Below are 25,908 nucleotides of genomic sequence, written 5' to 3' on the forward strand. Positions count from 1 at the left end.
AGGAACGAGGAGTAAAGCTATAAAAAGGGGTAGTGAAATGAACACCACAATTTTTACTAACGGACGTATCTATACGGGAGATCCTCAGCATTTGTTCGTACAAGCCATGGTCGTCAAAGATGGACTCGTCCACGATCTGGGAACAGATGCTGACATGACCCTGCAATGGGGCAAAAGCGATACCCGGATCATCGATCTCCAAGGCTGCACGGCAACACCAGGGCTGATTGACAGTCATCTTCATCTGGGCTGGCTGGGCCTGACCTTTCTCCAATTGGATTTGACCAAGGCAACCTCCAAAGACGAAATGCTGTATTTGATTAAACAAAAGGCTGAACAGACTCCGCCAAATGAATGGATCCAAGGCTTCGGCTGGGACGAGAACCTGTTTGTAGGAGGAGGAGGGATTCCTACCTTGGAGGAGCTGGATCTCGTTGCTCCTCATTGCCCGATCCTCTTGTCCCGTATTTGCGGTCATGCGAATCTCGTGAATAGCAAGGCGTTGGAGCTAAGCAACTACCACCCGGATATGGCAGTGCCAGCAGGCGGAGTGATTGTGCACGATCCTGTAACGGGAAAGCCTACAGGCATGCTGCTCGAAACGGCGTCCAACCTAATCACGCCGAACATCCCCAAACCAAGCTATGATTCGTTAAAACAAGCCTTGCGGGGCTCTGTTCGTTACGCGATGGAGCATGGTTTGACAGGGGCACATACGGAAGACTGCCGGGATTTGCATGGACTTGCGCAAACGTATCGACTCTACGATGAACTGATTAATGGAGAAGAGCTGGCGTTGCGCTGCAATCTGCTCGTGTATTACCCAAACATGCACGAGCTTCGTGACTTAGGGATGCATGCAGGCTATGGGAACAGTCATGTGAATATTGGCGCAGTCAAAATTTTTGCGGATGGAGCTCTGGGTCGTCGTACTGCTTATCTGGGGGCACCTTACGCAGATGATCCAACGACGTGCGGCTATCCTGTGCATGAGCAGGAGGCGTTGACAGAGCTGGTCCGTCAGGCACGCGAGCTGCATATGCCGATAGCGGTCCATACGATCGGAGACAAAGCACTGGAGATGGTTCTTGACAGTCTGGATCAGTTTGCTCCAGTCGCCTATCGCGATCGACTGATTCATACCCAAATCTTGCGACCGGATTTGCTCGACCGCTTGGCGGTCCCCCATCGCATCGCAGATATCCAACCACGCTTTTTGGCAGGCGATTTTCCTTGGGTCATGGATCGCGTAGGAGAGGAGCGCATCCAGCATTCTTACATCTGGAAGACGATGATGGAGCGAGGCATTATTTGTGCGGCTGGATCGGATACTCCAGTCGAACCGATCGATCCGTTGCTTGGCATTCACGCAGCCGTCACCCGAAAAGCCCCAGGTGATACACATGGTGGATACCTCCCTCATGAAAAGCTGACGATGCAAGAGGCCATTCACCTGTTCACACTCGGAAGTGCTACTGTCACCAATGAAGACCATGTAAAAGGCACCTTATCGCGCGGAAAATTTGCCGACATGACCGTCTACTCGCACGATCTGTTCTCAATCGACCCGGATGAGCTGTTGTCGACCAAGGTCGTGATGACGGTAATTGGTGGTCATGTGCGCTATTCTAGATAGTCGAATCATGATGTTTGGCATGACTTTATGTGAGATCCACCTTTTCGAGTAGATAGAGCCCAATCAAGGAATAAACAATTTCAGCGGAAGGCAGAATCGCGACGAGATATCGATTCTGTCTTCCGCATTTTCATCTAGAGCACACAGGTCTGTTTCCTTCTTGTTTGTGCTCTTCTTCTATTACCAATAGGTAGCCATGCGTCCCATCCAAGCGAATCAGCTGTCCGTCCTTGATCGATTGAGTGGCCCCAACACCACGTCCGCAGGGGCAGTTGGTCGGCGAGAGCTCCATATCTAAGAAGAAAGCTCTCTCACAGAGGGAGATTTCGTTCGGGAAGCGGAGTGACCTTCTGCTCTCCACGAATCCACCGCCGAAGATCAATCTCGGCGATCAATACGCTCAACAAGACAAGGGCTGCGCCGATATAACCACGAACAGTGAGTGTTTCTCCGTTCAGCATAAAGGCGAAGAGAGCGGCAAAAACCGGCTCCAGCGAAAAGATCAAGCCAGTGTGGGTAGGAGTCGTATGCTGTTGGGCTACTGTTTGCACGACGAAACCAATGGCGCTGCACAGGATGCTGAGCACGAGTACAGCGAGCCAGGCTTTTGGCGTGTGTGGGAGTCTGGGTGCTTCTGTGAAAATTGAAAAAATGAGTCCGAAAAGGGCGGCAAACCCGAGCTGATAGACGCCGAGCTGGATCGCATCTGACTGTGGAGCTAATTTTCCCGTTACGATAATGTGTGTGGCATAAAACAAAGCTGTTCCGATGCACAAGGCATCACCTTGACTTATTTGAAAGTGATCGGTCAATGTCAAAAGACCAATGCCGATGAGGGCGAGTCCTGCACCAAAAAAGACGCGTGTCTCCGGTTTGTTTTTGAGCAAAATGGAAAGCAAAGGAACGAAAATAACCGTAAGACTGACCAGGAAGCCTGCCTGAGAAGCCGTCGTCGTCTTCACTCCCTCCGTAACGGTAGCAAAGACACCGAACAGAATGGCCCCCAAAATCAAGGCATGTAAAAGCGTTTTGCGATTGATCCGAATGATGCGCTTATGAAAGAACAAGGCAGCGATGATAAATGCGATTCCGAACCGAATGCCAATGAGATTGAACGTCTCGAGATCAGTCAGACCCATTTGCATGAACAGATAGGATGATCCCCAAAAAAGGGTAACGAGCAGCATGGCAAGGTCAGCTTTTACTTGAGGCTTCATGAAGAAACGTCCCCCTAGAACCGGGCAGCAGCTTTGTCTGTACCGGGTATTGTGTCGTTTAAAGTATAAGGGTATCTTATAAATAAGAAAAATGAATGTTTGTTATTTTTTGCATGAAAAGTTTTTGTGTAATGGGGAGTGGTTTTCGTGAGCCTCAGTAAGTTTGAAGTGTTCGTCACCGTGATAGAGTCTGGCAGTCTGACGAGAGCGGGTGAAGTGCTCGGCCTGACCCAAGCGGCGATCAGCCACGCGATAGCCAGCTTGGAGAGAGAATACGGATTTTCGATTTTGACGAGAGGACGGTCGGGGGTCAGTCTGACGAGCAATGGGGAGCGTGTACTCAAATACATGAGAGAGATGCTACGCTGGAACGAGCAAATGCTACAGGAGGTCTCGGCAATCAACGGGATTGAAGTGGGAACGGTGCGAATCGGGACGTTTACGAGTGTTTCAACGCAATGGCTCCCTGGTATTCTCAAACAGTTTCAAGATCAGTTCCCCGCAATTGAGATCAAGCTGCTGGAAGGCTACTACGATGATATCGAAAGCTGGATTGTGTCTGGCTCAGTAGATATGGGATTCGTCTCTTTGCCAGCGACTGAGACCTTGGAAACCGTGCCGTTACACCAGGACCGCATGCTTGTGATCGTGACGGATGACCATCCACTGTGCGAAAAAGAATCCGTGCATCTCAGTGACTTGCAGCAGGAAATCTTCATTATGCCAAAGACCGGCTGCGACAATGACATTCAACGAATCTTCCGAAATGCTCGATTTACTCCGCGAGTAAAGTACGAAGTGGGAGACGACCACGCCATTATCGCCATGGTGCAAAGTGGACTTGGAATCAGTATTCTACCGGAAATGATACTATTTCGCTTGCCCCCGAACATTCGCACGATTCCATTATCAGGGGAACATTACAGATCATTAGGCATTGCTGTTCCTTCCATGAAGCAGATGTCACCAGCGTCACAGCGGTTTTTCCATTGTGTAACAGAGTGGGTACAGAAGAGCACCTCGCTACAGTAAGTAGGTGAGGTGCTCATATTTTACGTCTCTGTCATCGTTCCTCCGTTTACATGAAGCACCTGACCGGTCACATAGCCTGAATCATCGGATGCTAAATACACATAGGTCGGAGCTAATTCGAAAGGCTGTCCGGCGCGTCGCATTGGCGTGTCTGTTCCCAGTGTGGTGATGTATTCAGCGGTATAGCTGGATACTTGCAGTGGAGTCCAGACAGGTCCGGGTGCGACAGCGTTGACTCTGACTCCCGTACTGACTAACTGCAGAGACAAGGAACGCGTAAAGGAAACGATCGCTCCTTTGGTAGCAGAATAATCGACGAGCAACGAATGTCCCGCATAGGCGTTCACAGATGTTGTACTAATGATGGAGCTTCCTGGTTTTAAATAAGGCAGCGCCTCCTGGGTAAGAAAAAAATGAGGATAAATATTAGTTCGAAATGTATCCTCTAGCTGTTGCCGACTAATGGATTGAATTTTGAGGAAACTGGACACCTTGATTCATCACGAGCACGTCAATTTTTCCGAAAGAAGCAACTGTTCTTTGAACGACCTCACGACACCATGCCTCATCGCGCAAATCACCAGGCATCAGTAAGCAACGACTTCCGTAGCCTTCTACTACCTGTCTTGTTTCTTCTGCATCGATGTGCTCGTCGAGATACGCGATGGCCACGTCTGCCCCTTCCTTTGCAAAAGCAACGGCCACAGCCCGACTAATCCCGCTATCTCCTCCCGTAATAATAGCGACCTTGTCTTTCAACTTGCCGCTGCCCAAATAGTCAGGATTGTCGTAAATAGGACGCTCGGATACAAGACAATCCCTCCATCAATCAGTCGATATCGCCATGATATTCGCCCAGTTCTAGAGAGGTTACGGGCCAGGAATACACTGTAGGTTAAGCATCGATTGAATGCCTGCGAGCAGTGCTGCGCTTTCCGACTCTGAAAGGCAAGTAGAGCAGCGTAAACAGAAGGAGTGCAACAACCTCCAGCGAGAGGATGTACCAGGGATACGGTCCCAAATAATCCATTAAGCTAGGTTGTTCAGGCTTGTGAGAGACAAACAAATAATTTCCACCTGTCCAGCGATTGACTAGGAGGGCAATTACCAACAAGACATTGAGTGCGGCCATCGCTTTCCAGACGGAGGAAATGGTAGGTCGATATCCTTTGACCCATGTCATGTATAGACAAGCGAGTACGATTCCTTCATGAGCCACAAAAAAATGAAAGAAGCGAAAATGCGGAAATGGATAAAACAGCTCCGGGGTGAGAAGCGCAATTCCAGCCCCGGCAAGGCCAGCAAAAAACGTCAGTTCGAAAAGTCGATAGCTACTGGTAACCAGCATGATGATGGACAAGAGAAGCGTGATGCTACAGAGCTGTAAGGGCAATGCTTCGCGCAGTGACCACGTGTTTGTCCCGATATGCCACAAGTGGTAGGCGATTTCTGATGTTGCGAGAACACCAGCGAGTAGGAATCGCGACACCGTGTCCACGTATGGTGGCTGAAGTCTATGACGGTAAACATAGAGGAGCGTGAGAATCAGGGCGCAAAGGAGCAAACTGCACACATGACTGATCGAAAACATTCGAAAGGGTTCAGTTGTAATCATGTAAGTGAAGTAAGGTGAGGTCATCATATCCTCCATTTGGAAGTTGAGCGTTTATTAAAAGAATTCACGAAATTTTAACACAAAACTACTAGCTACATATAGTTCGTGGGCTATAATGAAAATAGACCAATGTACATCATTGAGAGGAGATATAGTCTTGAACTTGGTATTAACGGAAAAACAATGCAAATCTTGCCAGGCTCGTTTGACGGAGTACGAAATTGAGAACAATGGTGCTCTTTGCATGGAATGCTTCAAGGAAGATCAAGCCGAAAAGAAGTAACAACATGAGTAAGGACATGAAACAGTCCCACACCATATATGCATAAGATTTCCAAAGTTACCCTCTTCGCATGCGGAGAGGGTTTCGACTTTTCTGATAATTTTTGTTTGTTGACACGATATATCAATTGACCAAATTATACCATGTGTTCCAGCCCACATCCTGCTAGGACCTCATATTTCACATTTCTTTAAAGAAAAAGACAGAAAGGATTGAATTTCTCCTCTTGCTTTACTAAAGTAAAATTATAGTCATTTACCAAAGTAACGCTTTACCATAGCGAAATAAGGGGACAAGAAAACGTATGAAACGGATCGTGATCATCGGGAGTAGTGGGGGAAATTTGTATAATTTAGGGGGAAAAGACCCGCAAAAGCTGCTGGGTGAAATACGCACCCAAGCGGAGTCGGCAGGTTTCGAAATAGCCGCCATTCAATTTGTAGCAGCTCAAGGCTCCATGGATTCGGCGGGAAAGGAGACGAGTTCAGCCGTTTATTCATGGGATGAAGCAGCGGGTGCACCAGTCATCTCCTTTACAGGTACATTGGAGGAATGTAATCAACACGTACGTAGCACAGATGAACAATGGGCGGACGAGCTGCGAAATGGACGGGTGGACGGCCTGATCAGCATGAGTGCCGATCCGAATCGGGCAAACGAACAGATCATCAAGGCAGCAGTCGAGAAAAAAATCCCGATCGTGGGGACAGGCGGTACTTCGATGGCTCTCATCAGCGCTAAAGGAGCTCATGTCATTTTGACTTCGGGCACGACTGGGACCACCAACAGGACGCGTGCAATCAGCTTCGTAACCGCTTTTGCCAAGCACTGGGGTATTTCTTATCGACCGATGATCGGAGATACCAAATTAGCTGGGGCGGTCTCAGACAGTCCGTGGAAACGAATCAATATACGGGGAATTATGATGTCGTCGCTTCCAGGCTTCATTGCACTCGCATTGGTTTTGGCGCTAAGCAAAATTCCAGGGCTGGATATGCTCAGTGGCGTCTTCGATGTTTTGATCAAAGCTTTACCAGTCGTCATTGCAGCGATTGCGGCGAAACAAGTTTCGGACATGGAGGAAGTATCTGTTGTTGCAGGTGTATTGGCAGGTGTTCTGTCGATGGACGGTGGTATTATCGGAGGGATGATTGGCGGGATCGGAGCGGGTCTGCTCGTCAACGTGCTGTTTCGTAAATGTATCGAGTGGAAATTTCCTACCACTACCGTCAATATTATCGCGGGTGGTGTGTCCGGACTTGTAGCAGGATTACTCGTTTATTATTTGTTGGCACCCATTGCGCTGCAGGCAGGGGAGTGGGTTAAAGTACTGATAGAAGGGGCGGTATCTTACAGCCCGATTTTGGCAGGACTTATCGCAGGCTTGCTCATTTGGCCGGCAATCATTGGAGGAGTCTACCATGCAGCGATTCTCCCGATTGTCCTTTTGGAAATGGAGAAAACCGGAAACAGCTTCCTGGGAGCAGTCGACATGGTCGGATTAGTCATGGTGTCAGCAGGGATTACCCTGGCGAACATCATTTCGCCGCGGGACAAGAGTGAAGCAACGGTTGCCACACCTGGTTTTCTCATCAATATGGGCTTTGGAACGTTCGTAGAAGCCGCGTATCCGTTTATGTTCTCCAACAAGATGGTCTTTGCAGGAGCGATCGTGTCGTCAGGAATCGCTGGGATGATGGTAGGCGTGTTCGATGTGCGTGGTACAGCCTACGTTCCATCCGTCATGGCCCCATTGCTCTCAAACAACATGCTAGGGTTTATTGTGGCGATGGCCAGCGGGTTGATCTGCTCGTTGATCATTACCCTGATAGCGAATCAGATTGCCAAGAAGAAAAACGTTCGGCCAACAGAAGAAAACGTGAGCGCATAATCAATCCCCCTGGCACCACTCAGTAACGAGTGAGTCAGGGGGTTCTTTTATTCTTTACTTCTCAGGAAGAGGGATAATCAGCTCCATCCGTCTGCTTCCGTCTTTCATACTCGTTTCAAACAGGATGAGTGACAAGGTCGTGTTGGGTTCAGCCTTTTTCACCTTGATCGTGTGGGTAAAATCTCCCCAGGCAGGGGCACCGGCAGATGTTTGAATGAAGCCTTGTGTAAGCTCGTTGTGACCATCCTCGACGACGTAGCTCACGGTTCCTTCGAATACCTGTGCCTTCCCTTTCACTTCAAAGGTATCCGTTCCAGTTTTTTTGACCGTCACATCTTTAAAAATATCATTGGAGTAAGTGCCCGGTGTTTCCGTTGCTGGCTTCTGCTCTGGTGATGTGGAAGGATTCTCAGGCTGTGACGAAGTCGGCGGTTGTTCCGGTGTAGTAGCTGGTGGCTGTGAAGGAACGCTCGCTGGCGGCTTTTCGGGTTCGGCAGGTGTAGATGGAGTTCTCTGTCCTGCACTTGTGCAACCTTGTAGCAAAAAGACAGTCAATAAGAGTATCCAAACCTTTTTCATGAAATCCCTCTTTTCTGTCGAGTTTATCGTGAGACTTCTCACATACTAAGACGTGAAATCAGGCGATAGTGTTCCAAGGGCGTTCACAACGACTTTTCTATGTTAGAATGGAGAGGTAGCATTATCCACTAATCGCAGAAAGCTGGTCGAATAAGAAATGGCAGAACAAACGTATCGAATTGAGAAGGATTTTCTCGGTGAGAAAGAAATTCCAGTACATGCCTATTACGGTGTTCAAACTATGCGCGCGACGGAAAACTTTCCGATTACCGGTTACCGTCTTCACTCTTCCCTGATCATCGCGATGGCTATGGTAAAAAAAGCAGCGGCGATTGCCAACATGGAAGTATCCAGACTCAATCCACGACTGGGCAACGCTATTGTCTCCGCTGCACAGGAAATCATCGATGGAAAATGGCATGATCAGTTCATTGTTGACCCGATTCAAGGCGGAGCGGGTACATCCATTAACATGAACGCCAACGAAGTGATTGCAAACCGCGGGTTGGAACTATTGGAAGAGAAAAAGGGAGATTACTTCCATCTCAGCCCCAATACCCATGTCAATATGTCTCAGTCTACGAACGATGCTTTTCCGACAGCCATCCATATCGCTACCTTGGATCTGTTAGAAAAACTGTTGGTTACCATGGATAGTATGCACGATGTCTTTGGCCAAAAAGCACGTGAGTTTGACGATGTGATTAAAATGGGTCGGACCCACCTACAGGATGCGGTTCCGATTCGTCTGGGACAAGAATTCGAAGCTTATCGCCGCGTGTTGGAGCGTGATATCAAGCGCATCAAGCAGTCCCGTCAGCACTTGTACGAAGTGAACATGGGAGCGACAGCAGTCGGTACAGGATTGAATGCCGATCCTCGCTACATCACGATGGTTGTAAAGCAACTGGCAGACATCACAGGCTTCCCTCTGACCGGGGCGGAGCACCTCGTAGATGCAACGCAAAATACCGACGCCTACACGGAAGTTTCCGCTGCTTTGAAAGTTTGCATGATGAACATGTCCAAAATGGCAAATGACCTTCGTCTGATGGCATCTGGACCACGCGCCGGACTCGGGGAGATCTCCTTGCCTGCACGCCAACCTGGTTCCTCAATCATGCCAGGTAAAGTCAATCCGGTGATGGCAGAAGTTCTTAACCAGGTTGCGTTCCAAGTAATCGGAAATGACCATACGATTTGTCTGGCATCCGAGGCAGGGCAGCTGGAGCTGAACGTAATGGAGCCTGTGCTGGTCTTTAACTTATTGCAATCGATCAGCATCATGGACAATGCATTCCGCGTCTTCACTCAGCATTGCTTGGCAGGTATCGAGGCAAACCGTGAACGAATGAAAGAATATGTAGAGAAGAGCGTTGGTGTCATCACGGCCGTCAACCCACATCTGGGGTATGAAACGGCTGCACGGATTGCTCGTGAAGCGATTTTGACAGGAAAGTCCGTACGTGAATTGTGCCTGCAGCACAATGTGTTGACAGAAGAGGAACTGGATCTGATCCTCGATCCGTTCGAAATGACTCATCCCGGCATTGCTGGTGCGTCTTTACTCGACAAAGCGTAAGACCCCAAAAAAAGAACAAAAACTCCCGCGACCCGCGATAGCGATGGTTCTCGGGAGTTTTTTTGTGAACTCATCGAGGAGGGAGCTGATCTAGGGTTTTGAATTCATACCCTTGCTTCCGAGCTTCGTCGATGATTGCGCCGAGAGCATCAGCGTTGTCCTTGGAGACGGAATGCAGCAAAATGACCGCCCCCGGATGCATTTGTGCCATGACGCTGTCGTAGGCGTATTTCCAGCCACGCTGTACTTTGGTATCCCAGTCACGGTATGCGACCGACCAGAAGACGTTTGTGTAGCCCAATTCCTTGGAAACGGCCAGCGTACGATCACTAAAAATACCACGAGGTGGGCGTAAATAGCGCATTTCCTTTTGTCCAGCCACTTGGGCCACGGAATCCTTCACTTTCGTCAGCTCTTCCTTGACTTTGGCGTTCGGAATCGTGGTCATGTCAGGGTGACTCCAAGAGTGGTTTCCAATCAGATGACCTTCTGCAGCCATTCTTTTCAGTAGCTCGGGCTGGTCCTTCACATAATGGCCCGTAACAAAGAAAATGGCAGGCACTTTTCGCGTGAGAAGTGTATCAAGAATCGAGGCCGTAAAGCCGTTTTCATAGCCATTGTCAAAGGTTAAGTACAGTTCTTTTTTTGACGTATCCCCTAAAAAAACCGCTCCATGTCGATCCACAATGCTTTTAAAGCCTTCTTCGTTTATCGAGGGGAGTTGTCCGTTTTTGCTTTTTTTGAATCCAAAGTGATAGGGATGATCGGAAACGGCGAGAGCGGAGTGAATCGGCGAAATCAATAGCAACAAGAGGCACATAACAATGAGGTGCCAGGTGGATGCTGATTGCTTTTGCGTTGGCAGCTTTGCATTCAGCTTGTCCATCATTTAACTTCACGTCCTTTCCATAAGCTAACGGAGTCGTCCATGAAAGTTTGTCCAGTCCCCTTCCATTTATGTAACGAGGAAGGGGACCATTTTGGCATAAGAAGATGGGTGAAAAAAGGGAGGGAAGGAGGGACAACTGCTCATACAACCAGGAGATACCCGTCATATCATATCTAAGTCAACGGTGATATCGCTGACGATTCAAATGTGAAATCATCCAGTACCAGGAGGTGTAAGTCATGGGGCTGAATTGGTTGAGGTATTTTGAAGATGAAGCTGGAGATGACGATGGCATCGAGGAAGTAGAGGTCAAAATCGAATACAGAGACGGAACGAAAAAGAAATGGACTTTCGTAGGGGATAATGACCCCATTTATGAAGACGGCGAAGATGAAGAAGACGACGAAGACGAAGACGGCTCGGAAGACGAAGACGGCTCGGAAGACGAAGACCAGTAAGCATGGAAGGTATTTGGTGGATAGAAAAGAGGTGCGTCAAGAGGCGCATCTTTTTTCTTTTGCCTTTCAAAGTGGGCAATCTGTTATCATGAAAGCAACAGAACATAAAGGACACTGTTCCCATTTGGAAGGAAAGGATTACTTAGATGAGCGTTCAATTGACCCACAGGCTAATACAGCAGCGATGTGGCAAAATCTCCTATGAAAAAGGAAAAGCCTACAATCGGGCGGGGAAAGTGACATTCACGGACTACAATCCATACATTCCGAGTTATCAAGCACAGGTCAAGGGAATCATCAGTGATCAGGTAACAGTGGAATGGGATGAGGATGGAATGGAAACCACCTGTACTTGTCCATCACTTCAATCCTACGATCAGGACTGCCAGCATGTTGCTGCCGTTCTCATAGCGATTCTCGAGCTTGAGTTGGATGGCAGATCTCCCGTCATAGCGAGATCTGGCGAGCCAAGCAGAGCTGAGCGGACAGACTCGTCATTCGAAAAACAATTGGCGACCAACCTACTGGGCCTTTTTGCGGAAACGTCCGTCAAAACGGGTAGAACACGGTTCGATGCCAGAACGCCATTGGAAGTTGAGATAATTTGCAAGCTGGTCACGTACGGTTACCAAAAGCACATGTTCGGGATTGAACTGAAGATAGGTTCGAAGCGACGATACATTGTGAAAAAAATAAAGGATTGCTTAGAGCGGATCGAGCAAGGAAAACCATATGAATTCACGAGCCACTTCCGTTACGATCCAACTCTTCACTATTTCCAAAAGGAAGATGAGTTCGTTCTCAAACAACTGATTGAGATCCTCCAAAATGAAAAGATGTATCGAGAGACTTCTCACCGTACCTCGATCCATAACCGCGATAGTGAAACGAGGACGTTACTCGTTCCGCCTATCTCTTGGGGAAAACTGATGGAGTCTCTTTTGCGTGCTCCGATAATAACCTTTGAATTGGAAAACGGGACGTTCGAGGGGATTACGGTATCCGAGGAACCATTACCGTTGTGCTTTTCGTTTGATCAAGGAAGCTCGGACAGTTATCAAATGGAAATAAAAGGTCTTGAGCATGTCACCGTGATGGAACCATATGGTGTAGCGGTTTCCAATGGAAAGCTGCATAAGCTGTCCCCAGAGATGGGCTATCGCCTCTCCGAGTTGAAAAGGATGCTAGCTACTTCGCGTAAACACGGCATTCAAATCTCGCAGGATCAGATGGAGCCTTTTATGGTACAAGTTGTCCCGGAGCTGGTGAAGGTTGGGAGCGTGGCGATCGCACCATCTGTTTCTTCTCGCTTGGTACGTACACAGCTCCAGGCAAGATTGTATTTGGATCGAATCAGGGATCGGCTGATAGCTGGACTGGAATTTCAATACGGAGATATTGTTTTTAATCCTCTTGAAGACTCCTCTCAAAGTCGTGGGACTGACCTGATTGTGGTAAGGGATGGAGAACGGGAACGGCAAATTTTAGAGCTGATGGAGCAGAGTGCCTTTGCCCAGACAGAAGCAGGCTATTATATGGAAGATGAAGAATCAGAATATGAATTCTTGTATCGGATGGTCCCACAGCTGGAAAAGCTGATAAAAGTTTATGCTACCAATGCAGTAAAAGTGAGATTACACACTGCAACTGCTCCTCCAAAGATCAGGGTGGACGTAGACGAGCGAACGAACTGGTTAGATTTTACATTTGACATTGACGGGATTCCAGAGACAGAGATTCGTAGTTTATTGAAGTCACTGGAGGAAAAGCGAAAGTATTACCTTCTCCCAAATGGAGCCATGCTTCCATTAGAAAGTGCTGAATATCAAGACATTCAACGCTTTATGGGCGAAATGGGAATCCATGGGAAAGATATTCAGGGTACCCAGCTACGCCTCCCCATCGCACGCGGTCTAACGATGATGGATACAGACAACAGAAGCACAGCGATTACCGTGGGAAAATCATTTCGTCGACTCCTGGAAAACGTGCGCAATCCGGACAATCTGGACTTTCCTGTACCGGAGAGCCTGTTGAACGTCCTACGCGACTATCAGGTGTATGGGTATCAGTGGTTAAAGACACTCGCCCACTATCATTTCGGAGGGATTTTGGCAGATGATATGGGACTGGGAAAAACTGTGCAGAGTATTGCGTTTCTCGTGTCTGTCCTGCCGGAGATCAGGGAGCGCAAACAGCCTGCATTAATCGTGTCGCCTGCCTCTCTTATCTACAACTGGCGAAGTGAGCTGAAGAAATTTGCGCCGCAGATCCGCGCGGTCATTGCGGACGGCACCAAGAGTGAGCGTACACAGACCTTGAAGGATGCGTCACAGGTTGATGTCATTATTACCTCGTATCCTCTATTACGCAGAGACTTTGCTACGTATGCGAAGGATTCGTACCATACACTCTTTCTGGATGAGGCGCAGGCATTCAAGAATCACACAACACAGACAGCCCAAGCAGTAAAAGGCATACAGGCTGCCTACCGATTTGCCCTCACTGGTACGCCTGTCGAGAACGGATTAGATGAATTGTGGTCGATTTATGACGCAGTCTTTCCGGGCCTTTTCCCGGCTCGAAAAGCATTTCACGACTTATCCAGAGAACAGGTGGCCAAACGCGTCCGTCCATTCCTGTTGCGGAGATTGAAGACAGATGTCTTGAGGGAGCTTCCAGAAAAGATCGAAACTCTTCAAGCCACCGTGCTCTTGCCGGAACAGAAAAAGCTCTATGTAGCCTATTTGGCTAAGCTTCAGCAAGAGACGCTGAAGCATTTGTACAAAGAAACCTTTCAGAAAAACCGGATCAAGATTCTTGCTGGCTTAACCAGACTACGTCAGCTGTGCTGTCATCCCGCCCTTTTTGTGGAAGACTACGAAGGAAGCTCAGCCAAATTCGAGCAGTTGATGGAAATCCTAGAGGATTGCCGAAATGCAGGGAAACGAGTATTGTTGTTCTCCCAATTTACGGAAATGCTCGGGATAATTGGACGTGAGCTAGGCTACGAAGGAATTCCATTCTTTTATTTGGACGGAGACACGCCGGCAGCGACACGCGTTGAGCTGTGCAATAGGTTTAATGAAGGGGAGAGAAATCTATTTTTGCTTTCACTCAAGGCAGGGGGTACGGGATTGAATTTGACTGGTGCTGACACGGTGATTCTCTACGATCTATGGTGGAATCCAGCTGTGGAGCAGCAAGCGGCAGATCGAGCCCATCGAATCGGGCAAAAAAATGTCGTCCAAGTCATCCGCCTCGTCGCAGAAGGTACAGTGGAAGAAAAAATGTTTGAACTTCAGCAAAAAAAGAAGAACCTCATTCAGGAAGTAATCCAACCCGGCCAAGAAGCGTTGTCCAGCTTGACGGAACAGGATATTAGAGAGCTATTGATGATCGGGTGAGATGATTAGATAAAAGTCTTGGTCTGTGTCATATACAGATCAAGGCTTTTTTAATTGGCTTCCCCATGGATATTTGTCCGTTTCCTGTTCAAAATAGAACGAATAGTTTATTAAGAATTCGTAAGGAATTTCCAATTGTACCGGGGGGGGGGAATGGAATGGAACAGTATCTGATTACGCCGTGGGATACTCGGGTGGGTTCTGAACCGACTCCTTTGGACTGGGATATGCACGTACCGCCAGAAGTTGATGCGATAGCGGAGCAGGTCATCAAACTATACGACATGACCGTTACTTCTCGTACACTGATCACTTCTAAGCCAGACAAAGGTGGAGCGATTTGGAGGATAGAGACGAATAAGGGACCACGCAGTCTAAAACTGTTGCATCGGAATCCAGAGCGAAGCTTGTTCAGTGTGGGACTGCAGGAGTATGTTGTTCAGCAAGGTGCGAGGGTACCGGCACTGATCCCTGCGATAGATGGCAAATTATTTGTAGAGATGGGCGGAAAGCTTTGGATCGTTACGGACTGGATCAATCTTACGCCGGCAACTAAAGTGGATTTAGTAGGCGCACAAGAATTGTGCTACGGACTTGGTGAATTCCATCGGCATACCAAAGGGTACTTGCCTCCGTTTGGTGCCAAAAACTCTTCTCGTTTGTATCGTTGGCCGAATTACTATCAAAAAATAGCCAAGAAAATCGGCTGGATGAGAGAAATGGCCAAGGCATACCGCGATACTGTAGCAAGCCCATCGATTTTGGCAGTAGTCGATCAGTACGAGCAACAGGCGGTGGAAGCATTGAATCGCCTGAAAGCTTCAGCCTACCCAAGAATGGTTACGATGGGGGAGCCTCACTGGGGGCTGGTGCATCAAGATTACGGTTGGTCTAACGGACAGAATGGACCCGGTGGGTTGTGGGTAATCGATTTAGATGGCGTTTCATACGATCTGCCATTTCGAGATTTGCGCAAGCTGATTACGAGTACGATGGACGACATGGGCGTCTGGGATTTGACGTGGATGCGTGGCATGATCGATGCGTATCACCAAGCCAATCCTCTTGATGCTGAGTCCTACGAGGTACTTTTGATCGATATGGCAGTGCCGAACGAATTTTATAAGCATTTGAAAGAAATGTTTTTCGACCCCATTATGTTTTTGAATACAGAAGCGGATGCAATCCTGCAGCGGGTGGTTGCGACCGATCAATCAAAAGCACATGCATTGGCTGAACTGGCAGGCGACTTGGGGAAATACAAGGCTGGCGATTACGAGCAAAAAATTGCAGCTACGGAACCTCAGCGTGTACCTTCCGAGAGCAGTACGTGGAATCAAAACAACTGGGGCCTGCAGCCACAAAAGACAGCAAACGCCGAGGATACTGCTGGATCGAAGGAAAAAAGAACGGAGAAAATCAAAGTCACAAAGAAGCGGTCCAAGTCTGTTGCAGCTGAACATACACCGGCTGTGGAAGGAAGCAAGTCACTACTCGAATCCGGGAGATCGGCTAAAAAAACAAGTGCAGAGCAGAAAGAGTCCAAATCAACGACAAAAGAAGCGAAACCGGTAAAAGAGGAATCCAAAACGTCGACAAAAGAAGTGAAACCGGTAAAAGAGGAATCCAAATCGACGACAAAAGAAGCGAAACCGGTAAAAGAGGAATCCAAATCGACAAAAAAAGAAGCAAAATTGGAAAAAGTGCAATCCAAATCAGCTTCAAAAGAAGAAAAGTCAGCAAAAGAAGAAACCAAATCAGCTTCGAGAAAAGCAAAACTCGTGACAGTTGAGCCTCAATCGTATGGGAAGAGCAGAACAACTACTGGATCAACCAAAGAAGAGACGAACACTTCTTCAGAACAAAGCACAACACGTACGCGCAGGGCGCCTTCCTCCAATGTGATTGACCTTACCCCTTATCTTGCTAGCGGACAAACCAAAAAGACGAATGCGAAAAAGAAGGTCGTACGCAAGAAAGCCGCGAGCGCGAGTACCTCTTCCGCCAAAAGAAAGACAACAACGCTTGCGAAGTTAAAACAGCAGGCTCAAAAGAATAAGATTGTTGCCGCATCTAAAGCTGTCTCTTTACAGCAACGAAAGGCAAAAATGGCCAAACAGAACGTTAAACAGGCTAGCAAACAGTCTGTCAACCAAGCAGCGAAATCAGTGAAACAAACAGCATCTGTAGGGAATAAAACAAAAAAAGCGGCTTCGTCTAACATCAAACACTCTTATGCCAAGGTTACTGCACCTAGCAAGAAAATGAACAAACAGGCAGCGAATAAACCAAGCGCAAAAAAAGGGGTAAAGTCCAGAGGAGTGCGATGAGCCGTACGAGGAAAGGAGAATTCGGATGAAGGTAGTCATGATCTGTACGGAAAAATTGCCCGTCCCTCCAGTCCGCGGCGGCGCCATCCAGACCTATATAGCGGGAATCGTCGATTTTCTCGGTCAACATCATGACCTGACTGTATTAGGAACGACAGACCCTTCCCTTGCGTTGGATGAGAGGGTCCGCAATGTACGGTATGTGAGGGTAGACGGACAAGGTGTATTTGAGACATATGCAGAACAAGTCATTCAGTTTTTAGCCACCCAATCCTACGACATTATCCACGTGTTTAACCGGCCGAGATTGGTGCCGCTCATTCGGGAAGTTTGTCCGAATGCGCGAATCGTCCTCAGCATGCACAACGATATGTTTGATCAGGCAAAAATTGATCCACAGGAAGCTGCCAAAACGATTGCTACAACTGACCGAATTATCACCATCAGCGATTATGTGGGGCGGGTGATTCAGTCCCTCTATCCGGATGCTGCTGGAAAGCTCCGTACCATTTATTCCGGAGTCGATTTGCAAACGTTCGTCCCATGGGAAAAATCTCAGTCAGCGCGTCAGATAAGGCAAGAACTTAGGGCCATGCACAATCTGGGAAACAGACAGGTGATATTGTTCGTAGGTAGATTGACTCCGAAAAAAGGGGCAGACATCTTGGTAAGGGCAATGAATGAGCTTCACTCTCAACATTCAAATATCGCACTTGTCCTCGTCGGTGGAGCTTGGTACGGAGTCGATAAAATTAGCGACTATGTAGCCTATGTGCGTTCTCTGGCAGATCGTTCGCCCATTCCGGTAATTACAACCGGATATGTAAATGCAGAACAGATCCACCAATGGTTTTGGACAGGAGACATTTTCGTCTGTCCTTCACAGTGGGAGGAGCCGTTGGCAAGAGTACACTACGAGGCGATGGCGGCAGGGCTGCCATTTGTGACAACCAAGCGGGGGGGAAATGCCGAAGTCATCATTGGGGAAAATGGATTCTTGGTTGAAGAGCCTGAAAATCCACGTTCCTTTGCTGACCAGCTAAACAAGCTACTCTCCAGCCGGGATTTACAGAAGAATATGGGAAGTGTCGGGAGAAAGCTGGCCGAAAACAGGTTCACCTGGGATCGGGTCGCAATAGAAGTATTAGAGGTTTGGAACGGGATATCTTCTCAAGATTAAATAGGCTAAGAGTCGGAAGCCCGCTTTCCCTATTCATGTTAAGGGGAGGTGGGCAAGGCTCCATAGGTTGTCTGGCTATTGAAGCGAGGCAATCTTTTTTAGACAGAAAAAAGGACAAGCAGTACTTGAAACGAACCAGGCTTGTCCGACGGCGATAAAAGAGCAGGGTCTTGGGCAGGGAGCAGTATGCTGGTGACCACTCCCCCCGAGCCAAGAGAGGTCTTATCCTGATGCGAGATGGCGGTTTGTAGATTCATCAATATCCTCAGGCCAATGTAGGGAAATGGTTTGCTCCATTTCCTCCTCGATTTCATGAGGTTCCATTCCTTCTGAAGACAGCTGTAGATTGGGAATGACGGCAACAATTCGGTTGAGCGGGATCAGGATGCTGCTTGCATTCATGTCGAGCGAAGCACTCGTACCTAGTTCAATCATACCCTCCTCGACTCGAATCAGAGTGCCGATTCGGTATCGCCGGTTATCTGGGCCCCAGTCTGATTCAAGAAGCAGCTCAATGGTTTGGTTTTGTTTCATACACCTTTTCAGTTCTTTGCGGAGACCTTTCATACTGGCTTCTTCAACGCGCTCCTCTGCCTCGACTTCCACTTGAACAATCGGGGCTGGAATAATGATTGGCTTGGGAGCTTGAATATTCACAGATGGTGCTTCTACTTGAACGGTGGGCACCGAAGCGGAAACAGAGACCTGCGGAGTAGGTGTGGTGACGTGAACCTTTGGAGCACGCACGTTGACCCGAAGCAAACGGTGCAGTCTTTTTTGCAACAGATCGACTTGACGAAGTCTGGCTTTTGCTGATTTGACCCGCCTTCTTTTCCGAGCAGCTTTCGTCATTTTCATAAAGGACACCTCCCACTTGACATGGTTTATCATATTCAGTGCGGGAGGGTCTGTTGTGGACAAATACCCGGTCAAGGAAAAATGGGGTAGGATGCCTTATTTCTCAGCAAGAGCAATTCGGATACCGATTCCAGCATACAAGATCGCTTTACCGTAATTGACATACTTTCCGACAGAGGCGCGACCTAGTAATTTTTGACCGAAAATCCCGGCAAAAACAGCGACGGCTGAAAAGAGGATAATGGTCTGAATCATGAATATGACTCCGAGAATCATCATCTGGAGTGGCTCATTTCCTGTTCCTGGGGTAATGAACTGTGGAAGAAACGCCAGGAAGAACAACGATACTTTAGGATTCAAGACATTCATCAAGATCCCGGTGCGATACAGTCGTAGGGGGGACTTTATTTCTGGTGCAGCTGTGGTTAAGGGGGTTGCTCCTTCTTTTATCGCTTGATAAGCCAGATAAAGGAGATAAAGAGCGCCAGCGTATTTGACGAGCTGAAAGGCAAAAGCGGAGTTGTAAAGAATGGCCGTGATACCTAAAGCGGCTGCAGTCGTGTGAGCGATGAGACCCGTCGTCAACCCCATGGCTGTAGCGATGCCAGCTTTACGACCGTTTGAGATGCTCTGTGCGATGACGAACAGAATGTCAGGTCCGGGAGTCAGCGTCAGCAAGACCGATACTGCCAAGAAAGAGAGAAGCAGAGTGAGATCCATGGATCATGTCGCCTCCTGAGTCAAAAATAAAAACCATTTGACCCATACATTACGGGAAATCAGAAGGACGGTCTAGCGGAAAGGGAAATTTTATTGAAAGAGGAACAAAGAAAATCAAAGGAGTTCTAGATCGGACTTGGCAATTAAACCAAGTTTTACTAAAAACAAATGGAAATTCATGTATAATGGTTCAGGTAATCTTAAAAAAAGAGACATGGAGGTTTCGGCATGAATCAAACGCCGCTCGCTCCTATGGGAGTAGGAAAGCTGCTGGACCGCAGCTTCGTTGTTTATCGTCAGCATTTTGGTGCTTTTTTTCTCATGACCTTGATGCTATTTGGTCCGTTTTTGCTCTTGCAGGATTTACTCCTGTTTGATCTGGGGAGTATGTCTTTCTTCGTACAGGATACGGATGGTTCAGATTTTTGGGAATCGATGGCCAGCAGGTTTACCGCAGAAGACACACGGACTACTGATCAAATTGGATTTCTTCTCCTGTACCTTCTGGTAGTATTGCCGCTGATGACATTGGGTGCCTATCCCCAATTGCTGTCCGGAGCGCTTCTCTTGACCAAAGCCTCGATAGAAGGAAGAGAACTCGGTATCGGGGATGCATTAAAGCAATCGTTTCGCCGATTCTGGCCACTAGTAGGCGCAAGTCTTGTGTACGCTCTGGTCATTATCGGGATCATCCTCGGTTTCATGCTCGTATGCGCGCTGTTCTTTTTCCTGTTTTCACTCGTGTCCGGAGCCACGCTCGGATCTTTGTTTGAAGGCGATAGCGAAATAGGACCCATCGTACTTGTCATCTTTTTTGTGTTGGCCTACCTGGTCTTTTTACTGGTGCTCCTGGTTGTACCCGGCTTTTTTATGCTCCGCTGGGGGTTCTATTTGCCGTTTACATTACTGGAAGGCGATGGAGTAGCGCTCGGAAAAAGCTGGCGCTTGACGCAAGGGAACTTTTGGCGACTTTTCGGTCTTTACCTGGTTCTCATGGTGTTGTATTCCGTTTTGTCTGGCGGTGTTCAGGCTGTCATTACCGCAGCGATGGGAACGTCCATCATCAGCCAACTCATCATGCTTCTCGTATCTTGCCTGTTGACGCCTTGGATGCTGATTGTCTATTCGCTGGCCTACTTCGATCTGCAAGTCAGAAAAGAAGGCACAGACTTGTTCTCGATGCTCCATCAGCAGATGGCACAAGAGCCAGCACCCGATACCACACAGAGCTTTGGAGCTTCCCATGAGTAGTGGACTTACTTGGACAGAAGACAAGGAAAGGCTAGCGGAGATCTTGTCTCGAGAAGAGTATGCCCATCAACAAGGGGAACAGGGAAGCTGGTTGAATCAGCTGCTAGAACCACTGTTCCGTGCTCTATCTCGCATGTTTGAGTTGGCGGAGCTACCGAGTGGGACGGCGAGCACCGTTTCGACGATCATTCTCGTTCTTTTCGTGATGGGGCTGCTCCTTTTTTTATATTGGCTGTCCCGCCGGATTGTGCGTGAGCAACGACTAAGGCAGCCTTTCCTTGCAAAGGGAGAGAAAATACGCACCTACACAGATTATTTACAGGAAGCAAGAGAACGCGGTCATAAGAAAGAGTGGCGTGAGGGGGAGCGATCCTTATTTCTCGCCCTCTTGGTATATTTGCAAAAAAGAGCATGGATTCGCGTAGAACCATGGAAAACGAATTGGGAGTACGCGGAGGAAATCCAATTGAATCAACCGTGGGCAGTAGACTTGTTTCGCAGTCATGCCCGCATCTTCGAACAGGTGTGGTACGGACAAGGGGCCGTTAGTGAGGGGCAATTCTGGGACCGTTTGAAACACCTGGAGACGATTTGCAGAGAGGAGGGGCTAGATGGATAGCTTGCGCACATATCGCGTGGGAATCGCCCTTGCTATTCTGCTCTTGCTCGTTTGTGGGTGGCTTCTGGTCAAGCCGCAGGGTCCCGATTTTCCCCCCTATGTCTCGGTTTCTGCCGAGCCTGACGGACTAAAGGCGTTGACTACCTTGCTAGAGGATAAGGGAAGCCGCGTCAAAGAATGGAAACAACCGATGCGGGTATTGCCTACTGGCCAAGGTCAGGCGCTTGTCATGGTTGAACCACAAGCCCTGTCTACCAATGAGCAAACAGAACTACTCGAATGGGTCAAACAAGGAAATGACGTGATCCTGTTTGCAGAAAATGCGGATGAGTGGGTGGGAGTTCCTTTTTCCACGTTCAAAATGGAAGAGGAAAACGTTCAGGAACGCAATGTTCAAGGTCCGATGCTCGACCAGGGACGAAGTGGAATAGCTCGGACGCCGTACAGGCTCCATCAAGCTCCTTCTCTGGAAGCCCTGCTATATGACGATCTCGGAATACTTGCAGGACGCACTCAGATTGATGAGGGGAGCGTGACCTTGTTTCTCGTACCCGAATGGTTGACTAATGAAAGCATCCTGCAGCATAACCACTTTGAGGCGATTTGGCCGTATTTTCAAAAAGGCTGGTCGGTTCTCTGGATGGATGAGTACCACCACGGTCTACAAGAAAAGCCTGGTTGGCTGGCCGTCTACCCGGGCTGGCTGATCGTGGGATGTGGGCAATTGGCGTTAACGCTTTTGATATGGGTGTGGTGGAAAGGAAAACGCTTCGGTCCCGTCTATACGCTACGGGAATGGACAGTTCGCAGAGGTGATGAGACCTTGCTTGCCATAGCGAGCTGGTACGAACGAAGGCATCTCGCACTCGATGCCCTTTTGCATAGGGAGACGTTCTTGCGGCAACTGTTGTTCGATCACTGGGGAGTGCATCGCCGGGCTGACCGTGCAGAAATTGTTCGTCTGGCGAAGACAAAATGGAGCGCAACAGAAGTAGACAAGATCGAACGCTTGTTGGAGAGAATCGAACGGGCGAAAACAGAAAAAAGGTACACGTCCAAGCGTCTGCTTGAAGACAGCATCTTGATCGACGATATCACCAAGCGCCTGGAGAAGGAGTGAAAACGTAGTGGAGCATTTACTAGGATATATGGAAAAGGAACTGATCGGCCAGCGACAAAACATCCGTTTGCTTGTGGCTGCCTTGCTGGCTGGGGGACATGTGCTGCTGGAAGGGGTACCGGGAATCGGGAAGACAAAGATGGTTCGAACTTTATCCCATCTGATCGGCGGGGAGAGCAAGAGGGTCCAGTTTACGCCGGACATGATGCCGAGTGATATTATCGGCCATGTCGTTTTCAACATGCAGCTCAATCATTTTGAGACGATCAAAGGCCCTATTTTTGCCAATTTGTTGTTAGCAGACGAAATCAATCGTACGGCCCCCAAGACACAAGCTGCCCTACTCGAAGCGATGGAAGAGCACCAAGTCACGATCCAGGGTGTCACCTACCCGTTGCCAGAGCCATTTTTTGTGGTAGCTACCCAAAACCCGGTGGAGTACGAAGGTACATATATATTACCGGAAGCCCAGTTGGACCGTTTTTTGTTCAAGCTCAACATGCAGTATCCATCCTATGATCACGAAAAACAAATTCTCAAGCAGCATCTTGTACAGGCAGAGAGATTGGGGGCGCTGCCTCTGCCGATCTATTCGATGGAAGATATTTTGATTGAACGGCAAAAACTTAATGATGTCGTGGTAGACGATTCGCTTGTCGATTACATCACGACACTGATTCGAAAAACAAGGGAGACAACGCGGTTGCAGCTCGGGGCAAGCTCACGGGCCGGGATTGCCGTCCTGCAGGCGAGCAAGGCATGGGCGCTCCTGGATAACCGAATGTACGTAACACCGGACGATGTGAAGACAGTGGCTCGTCCAGCACTCCGGCATCGACTTATCCTGTCGCCACAAGTGGAATTGGAGGGAGGTACCAGTGACCAAATCATCGACGAGACGTTGGCCGCTATTCCGGTACCTCGCTGATATACTGCAAGATCGCTTTCTTTTGCCAACGAAGCGATTGATTATGCTGCTGTTTCTGGGTACACCGATCGCAGTAGCCGGATATCTGCTGGGGACGGGATATCAAGGGTTTTGGATGTACAATGGTTTGATCGTTTTAGCCTGCCTGATTGACTGGTTTACGCTGCCGCGAAGGACAGATTTGAGCCTGCAAAGAACGATACCAGAACAGACGGATTTGGGTCATTCCTTTCAGGTAGGGATCCGCTTGCATAATAAAAGCGGTCAATTCCTTGGATATTCGATCGTAGACGATCTGCCGATTACCTTTAAAGAGGCTGGTCTGCTCCAAGGACAGATGGAAGGAACAGAGGCGGATATTACGTATTCCACTCAAGGGAACGAGCGGGGACAATACCTGTTTCAATGGGTGTATATGCGTTGGCAGGGACGGGTCGGGCTCTGGTGGAGACAGAGTAGGTTTTCGGCAGAACAGTCCATCCGCGTATATCCGGATTTGTCAGCGGTTCGAGGATATTTAGCTTCACTGCAAGATAGTCTGATTGTGGATGGGAAAAAGATTATGCGCAGGGCAAGGGCTGGATCAGAATTTCACGCCATTCGGGAATACGGCTATGACGATGACCCTAGGATGATCAATTGGTCGGCTTCAGCTCGCACGCGGAGACTGATGACCAATCAGTATCGGCCCGAGCAAGGAAAAGTCGTGACGATCATGCTGGACTGTGGAAGGCTGATGGGAGTGGAGTGGAATGGCCGAACACGACTTGACTCGACGCTAGAGGCAGCGATGACCTTGGCTGCAGTCGCTTTGCGACAAGGAGATCAGGTCGCGCTGCTCGTATACTCAAATGTAATCAAAACGTACATTCCTCCAGGGAAAGGTCTACGGCATTTGCACGTCTTGCTGGAGGCAACGTATGATTTACGCAGTGATTTTGTCGAGTCTGACCCTGCAAAAGCGTTGGAATATTTGTATCGTCAGCAGAAGAAAAGAAGTCTGATGGTTCTCTTTTCTGATATGGAAAACTACTTGGTGGAAGATCAATTGGGTGGTCATCTGTGGAGATTGCGACGTTCTCACTTACTCCTGTTGCTTAGTCTAGCAGATCCGCTGCTGCATGGGTGGAGTAAAGGGGAAACGGCGAGTAGCCATATCGCCTACGTAAAAGCGGTGGCGCAACGATTTCAACTGGATCGCAGAGCCTTCCAACAAAAAATGACCGGCGCGGGCATCCAGGTGCTGGATGTTCCGGCCGATCAGCTGACAGTGACCTTGATCAATACTTATCTGGAAATCAAATCGAGGGATGCCTTGTAAGTGCGCGTTTTAGGCTAATCCCCCAAGCATACCAGCCAACAAGAGCTACCAAGGTAAGTAAGGCAACCCCATACTTGGTTTCCAAGGAAAGGCTAGAAGGTGTAATGTAGCCTTCAATGACACCGGCGACAACGAGCAGGGGGAGTGTCGCGAGCAATAATTGAGCGGATTCTTTGGCAGCTATGAGAAATTGATGCTTGCGGTTATACCGCCCAGGCACGAGCATTCTGTATCCCATATGGAGTCCAGCGCCCCCTGCAATAAATATGGCTGTCAGCTCGATGACACCATGGGGTAGTATGTAAGCCCAAAAGGCGTAGCTACTGTCAGCTTGGGCATATACAGCAGCCAAGGCACCCACCAGTAGACCGTTGAACAACAGCAAGTAGATGGGGAGAATCCCTAGTGTTATGCCACCAACAAAGGCTAACATGGCAACCTTCATGTTATTGGTCATGATCATGGTAGAGAGGACGGGGCTGTTCACAGAGTCGTGTCCTGCTCCCAGCTGAGTCGGATTGATTTGTTCGGCCATCCCTTGCGGAAGGACGACATACAAGTTCAACGGATCTACCATGACAGCAGCGAAACCAGCTATTCCACCGATGAGAAATAAAAGGGCTGCCATGCCGATAAACCCCATTCGTTGTCGAATCAGCAGCAAGAGATAGCTGCCAAAGAAGTGCTTTAATTGATACCAACTAGTTCCCTGTTGTTTGTATGTCAGGTTATGCGCTCGGGATACAAGCTGGTTGAGATACAGCGTGACTTCGTCTGTCGGGTGAAACGTGCGGATGTAGGCGAGATGCGCTGACGTCTTCTTATACAGCAACGTAAGCTTGTCGATCTCATCTGCATGTATCTTTCGCGGTTGCTTTGTGAACCGTTCGACCAATTGCTCCAACTCAGCCCACGAGGCTTTATGTCGATGCCAAAATGAGGTAACATCCATGAATCGTGCCTCCATTCAACAGTTTATAAGAGGGGGAAAT

Annotated in this window: 21 protein-coding genes and 1 pseudogene; 14 read left to right on the forward strand and 8 right to left on the reverse strand. The window is 48.6% G+C overall.

Annotated features, from left to right (window positions below; all coding sequences use genetic code 11):
* The first annotated feature begins 37 nt into the window (after positions 1-37).
* Positions 38-1,636, forward strand: a complete 1,599-nt coding sequence (locus tag AN963_RS22935) for an amidohydrolase (protein ID WP_055746870.1) — start codon at positions 38-40, stop codon at positions 1,634-1,636.
* Between the two features lie 311 nt (positions 1,637-1,947).
* On the opposite strand, the gene AN963_RS22940 is transcribed toward AN963_RS22935, so the two are convergent.
* Positions 1,948-2,853, reverse strand: a complete 906-nt coding sequence (locus tag AN963_RS22940; RefSeq protein ID WP_055746871.1) for a DMT family transporter — start codon at positions 2,851-2,853, stop codon at positions 1,948-1,950.
* A 147-nt stretch (positions 2,854-3,000) separates the two neighbouring features.
* Between AN963_RS22940 and AN963_RS22945 the strand changes: the two genes are divergently transcribed.
* Positions 3,001-3,885: a LysR family transcriptional regulator gene (locus AN963_RS22945; RefSeq protein ID WP_055746872.1), complete on the forward strand. Its 885-nt coding sequence runs from the start codon at positions 3,001-3,003 to the stop codon at positions 3,883-3,885.
* Positions 3,886-3,905: 20 nt separating this feature from the next.
* Here the strand turns inward: AN963_RS22945 and AN963_RS22950 are convergent.
* Positions 3,906-4,698 (reverse strand): annotated as a pseudogene (locus AN963_RS22950) (SDR family oxidoreductase); the annotation flags it as partial.
* Positions 4,699-4,780: 82 nt separating this feature from the next.
* Complete coding sequence (locus AN963_RS22955) at positions 4,781-5,536, reverse strand: YwaF family protein (RefSeq protein ID WP_330218852.1); 756 nt, start codon at positions 5,534-5,536, stop codon at positions 4,781-4,783.
* A gap of 121 nt (positions 5,537-5,657) precedes the next feature.
* Here AN963_RS22955 and AN963_RS32315 point away from each other — a divergent pair, with 121 nt between their 5' ends.
* Both AN963_RS32315 and AN963_RS22960 read left to right on the forward strand, forming a co-directional pair.
* Positions 5,658-5,783: a hypothetical protein gene (locus AN963_RS32315; protein WP_269084408.1), complete on the forward strand. Its 126-nt coding sequence runs from the start codon at positions 5,658-5,660 to the stop codon at positions 5,781-5,783.
* A gap of 304 nt (positions 5,784-6,087) precedes the next feature.
* Positions 6,088-7,674 carry a hypothetical protein gene (locus AN963_RS22960; protein ID WP_055746874.1) on the forward strand — a complete coding sequence of 529 codons (1,587 nt, stop codon included), beginning with the start codon at positions 6,088-6,090 and terminating at the stop codon, positions 7,672-7,674.
* A 54-nt stretch (positions 7,675-7,728) separates the two neighbouring features.
* Here the strand turns inward: AN963_RS22960 and AN963_RS22965 are convergent, their stop codons facing one another.
* Positions 7,729-8,253 (reverse strand): Gmad2 immunoglobulin-like domain-containing protein, encoded by a 525-nt coding sequence (locus AN963_RS22965; RefSeq protein WP_055746875.1) that lies wholly within the window; start codon positions 8,251-8,253, stop codon positions 7,729-7,731.
* Between the two features lie 157 nt (positions 8,254-8,410).
* Between AN963_RS22965 and aspA the strand changes: the two genes are divergently transcribed.
* Positions 8,411-9,835, forward strand: coding sequence for an aspartate ammonia-lyase (aspA, locus tag AN963_RS22970; protein WP_055746876.1), 1,425 nt, complete (start codon positions 8,411-8,413; stop codon positions 9,833-9,835).
* A 70-nt stretch (positions 9,836-9,905) separates the two neighbouring features.
* Here aspA and pdaA read toward each other — a convergent pair whose 3' ends face one another.
* On the reverse strand, positions 9,906-10,655 hold the full coding sequence (gene pdaA / locus AN963_RS22975) for a delta-lactam-biosynthetic de-N-acetylase (protein ID WP_055747836.1): 750 nt from the start codon (positions 10,653-10,655) through the stop codon (positions 9,906-9,908).
* A 308-nt stretch (positions 10,656-10,963) separates the two neighbouring features.
* Between pdaA and AN963_RS22980 the strand changes: the two genes are divergently transcribed.
* From AN963_RS22980 to AN963_RS22995, 4 genes are all read left to right on the forward strand, one after another.
* The gene (locus AN963_RS22980) at positions 10,964-11,182 is read left to right on the forward strand and encodes a hypothetical protein (RefSeq protein ID WP_055746877.1); all 219 of its coding nucleotides are present in this window, start codon (positions 10,964-10,966) and stop codon (positions 11,180-11,182) included.
* Between the two features lie 146 nt (positions 11,183-11,328).
* A complete protein-coding gene (locus AN963_RS22985; RefSeq protein WP_055746878.1) occupies positions 11,329-14,589 on the forward strand; it encodes a DEAD/DEAH box helicase in 3,261 nt (1,086 codons plus the stop codon).
* Between the two features lie 158 nt (positions 14,590-14,747).
* Positions 14,748-16,919, forward strand: coding sequence for a CotS family spore coat protein (locus AN963_RS32390; RefSeq protein ID WP_083497037.1), 2,172 nt, complete (start codon positions 14,748-14,750; stop codon positions 16,917-16,919).
* 25 nt (positions 16,920-16,944) lie between these two features.
* Entirely contained in the window at positions 16,945-18,099 is a 1,155-nt protein-coding gene (locus AN963_RS22995; protein ID WP_055746879.1) for a glycosyltransferase family 4 protein, read from the forward strand.
* Between the two features lie 222 nt (positions 18,100-18,321).
* Here AN963_RS22995 and AN963_RS23000 read toward each other — a convergent pair whose 3' ends face one another.
* Positions 18,322-18,957, reverse strand: coding sequence for a hypothetical protein (locus AN963_RS23000; protein ID WP_055746880.1), 636 nt, complete (start codon positions 18,955-18,957; stop codon positions 18,322-18,324).
* 96 nt (positions 18,958-19,053) lie between these two features.
* Positions 19,054-19,677 carry a LysE family translocator gene (locus tag AN963_RS23005; protein WP_055746881.1) on the reverse strand — a complete coding sequence of 208 codons (624 nt, stop codon included), beginning with the start codon at positions 19,675-19,677 and terminating at the stop codon, positions 19,054-19,056.
* 228 nt (positions 19,678-19,905) lie between these two features.
* Between AN963_RS23005 and AN963_RS23010 the strand changes: the two genes are divergently transcribed.
* Genes AN963_RS23010 through AN963_RS23030 form a run of 5 tightly spaced genes read left to right on the forward strand, consistent with a single transcriptional unit; the run spans position 19,906 to position 24,916 of the window.
* On the forward strand, positions 19,906-20,928 hold the full coding sequence (locus tag AN963_RS23010) for a hypothetical protein (RefSeq protein ID WP_055746882.1): 1,023 nt from the start codon (positions 19,906-19,908) through the stop codon (positions 20,926-20,928).
* Entirely contained in the window at positions 20,921-21,547 is a 627-nt protein-coding gene (locus tag AN963_RS23015; RefSeq protein WP_055746883.1) for a DUF4129 domain-containing protein, read from the forward strand. The genes AN963_RS23010 and AN963_RS23015 overlap by 8 nt, the downstream gene beginning before the upstream one ends.
* Positions 21,540-22,667: a DUF4350 domain-containing protein gene (locus tag AN963_RS23020; protein WP_055746884.1), complete on the forward strand. Its 1,128-nt coding sequence runs from the start codon at positions 21,540-21,542 to the stop codon at positions 22,665-22,667. Before AN963_RS23015 ends, AN963_RS23020 begins: the two co-directional genes overlap by 8 nt.
* 7 nt (positions 22,668-22,674) lie before the next feature.
* The gene (locus AN963_RS23025) at positions 22,675-23,595 is read left to right on the forward strand and encodes an AAA family ATPase (protein ID WP_055746885.1); all 921 of its coding nucleotides are present in this window, start codon (positions 22,675-22,677) and stop codon (positions 23,593-23,595) included.
* Positions 23,546-24,916: a DUF58 domain-containing protein gene (locus AN963_RS23030; RefSeq protein ID WP_055746886.1), complete on the forward strand. Its 1,371-nt coding sequence runs from the start codon at positions 23,546-23,548 to the stop codon at positions 24,914-24,916. The genes AN963_RS23025 and AN963_RS23030 overlap by 50 nt, the downstream gene beginning before the upstream one ends.
* On the opposite strand, the gene AN963_RS23035 is transcribed toward AN963_RS23030, so the two are convergent.
* A complete protein-coding gene (locus AN963_RS23035; protein ID WP_055746887.1) occupies positions 24,894-25,868 on the reverse strand; it encodes a stage II sporulation protein M in 975 nt (324 codons plus the stop codon). The genes AN963_RS23030 and AN963_RS23035 overlap by 23 nt on opposite strands.
* Positions 25,869-25,908: the final 40 nt, after the last annotated feature.

The organism is Brevibacillus choshinensis (genome assembly GCF_001420695.1).
Taxonomy (GTDB): domain Bacteria; phylum Bacillota; class Bacilli; order Brevibacillales; family Brevibacillaceae; genus Brevibacillus; species Brevibacillus choshinensis.

What these genes read in the sequence shown, in the direction of transcription:
- AN963_RS23015 (WP_055746883.1), top strand. Translation starts at nt 20,921, where the DNA reads ATGAGTAGTGGACTTACTTGGACAGAAGACAAGGAAAGGCTAGCGGAG.
- AN963_RS23010 (WP_055746882.1), top strand. Translation starts at nt 19,906, where the DNA reads ATGAATCAAACGCCGCTCGCTCCTATGGGAGTAGGAAAGCTGCTGGAC.
- AN963_RS22965 (WP_055746875.1), bottom strand. Translation starts at nt 8,253, where the DNA reads ATGAAAAAGGTTTGGATACTCTTATTGACTGTCTTTTTGCTACAAGGT.
- aspA (WP_055746876.1), top strand. Translation starts at nt 8,411, where the DNA reads ATGGCAGAACAAACGTATCGAATTGAGAAGGATTTTCTCGGTGAGAAA.
- AN963_RS22940 (WP_055746871.1), bottom strand. Translation starts at nt 2,853, where the DNA reads ATGAAGCCTCAAGTAAAAGCTGACCTTGCCATGCTGCTCGTTACCCTT.
- AN963_RS23035 (WP_055746887.1), bottom strand. Translation starts at nt 25,868, where the DNA reads ATGGATGTTACCTCATTTTGGCATCGACATAAAGCCTCGTGGGCTGAG.
- AN963_RS23020 (WP_055746884.1), top strand. Translation starts at nt 21,540, where the DNA reads ATGGATAGCTTGCGCACATATCGCGTGGGAATCGCCCTTGCTATTCTG.
- AN963_RS23000 (WP_055746880.1), bottom strand. Translation starts at nt 18,957, where the DNA reads ATGAAAATGACGAAAGCTGCTCGGAAAAGAAGGCGGGTCAAATCAGCA.
- AN963_RS22935 (WP_055746870.1), top strand. Translation starts at nt 38, where the DNA reads ATGAACACCACAATTTTTACTAACGGACGTATCTATACGGGAGATCCT.
- AN963_RS22985 (WP_055746878.1), top strand. Translation starts at nt 11,329, where the DNA reads ATGAGCGTTCAATTGACCCACAGGCTAATACAGCAGCGATGTGGCAAA.
- pdaA (WP_055747836.1), bottom strand. Translation starts at nt 10,655, where the DNA reads ATGTGCCTCTTGTTGCTATTGATTTCGCCGATTCACTCCGCTCTCGCC.
- AN963_RS22955 (WP_330218852.1), bottom strand. Translation starts at nt 5,536, where the DNA reads ATGGAGGATATGATGACCTCACCTTACTTCACTTACATGATTACAACT.
- AN963_RS22980 (WP_055746877.1), top strand. Translation starts at nt 10,964, where the DNA reads ATGGGGCTGAATTGGTTGAGGTATTTTGAAGATGAAGCTGGAGATGAC.
- AN963_RS23005 (WP_055746881.1), bottom strand. Translation starts at nt 19,677, where the DNA reads ATGGATCTCACTCTGCTTCTCTCTTTCTTGGCAGTATCGGTCTTGCTG.
- AN963_RS22960 (WP_055746874.1), top strand. Translation starts at nt 6,088, where the DNA reads ATGAAACGGATCGTGATCATCGGGAGTAGTGGGGGAAATTTGTATAAT.
- AN963_RS32390 (WP_083497037.1), top strand. Translation starts at nt 14,748, where the DNA reads ATGGAACAGTATCTGATTACGCCGTGGGATACTCGGGTGGGTTCTGAA.
- AN963_RS22995 (WP_055746879.1), top strand. Translation starts at nt 16,945, where the DNA reads ATGAAGGTAGTCATGATCTGTACGGAAAAATTGCCCGTCCCTCCAGTC.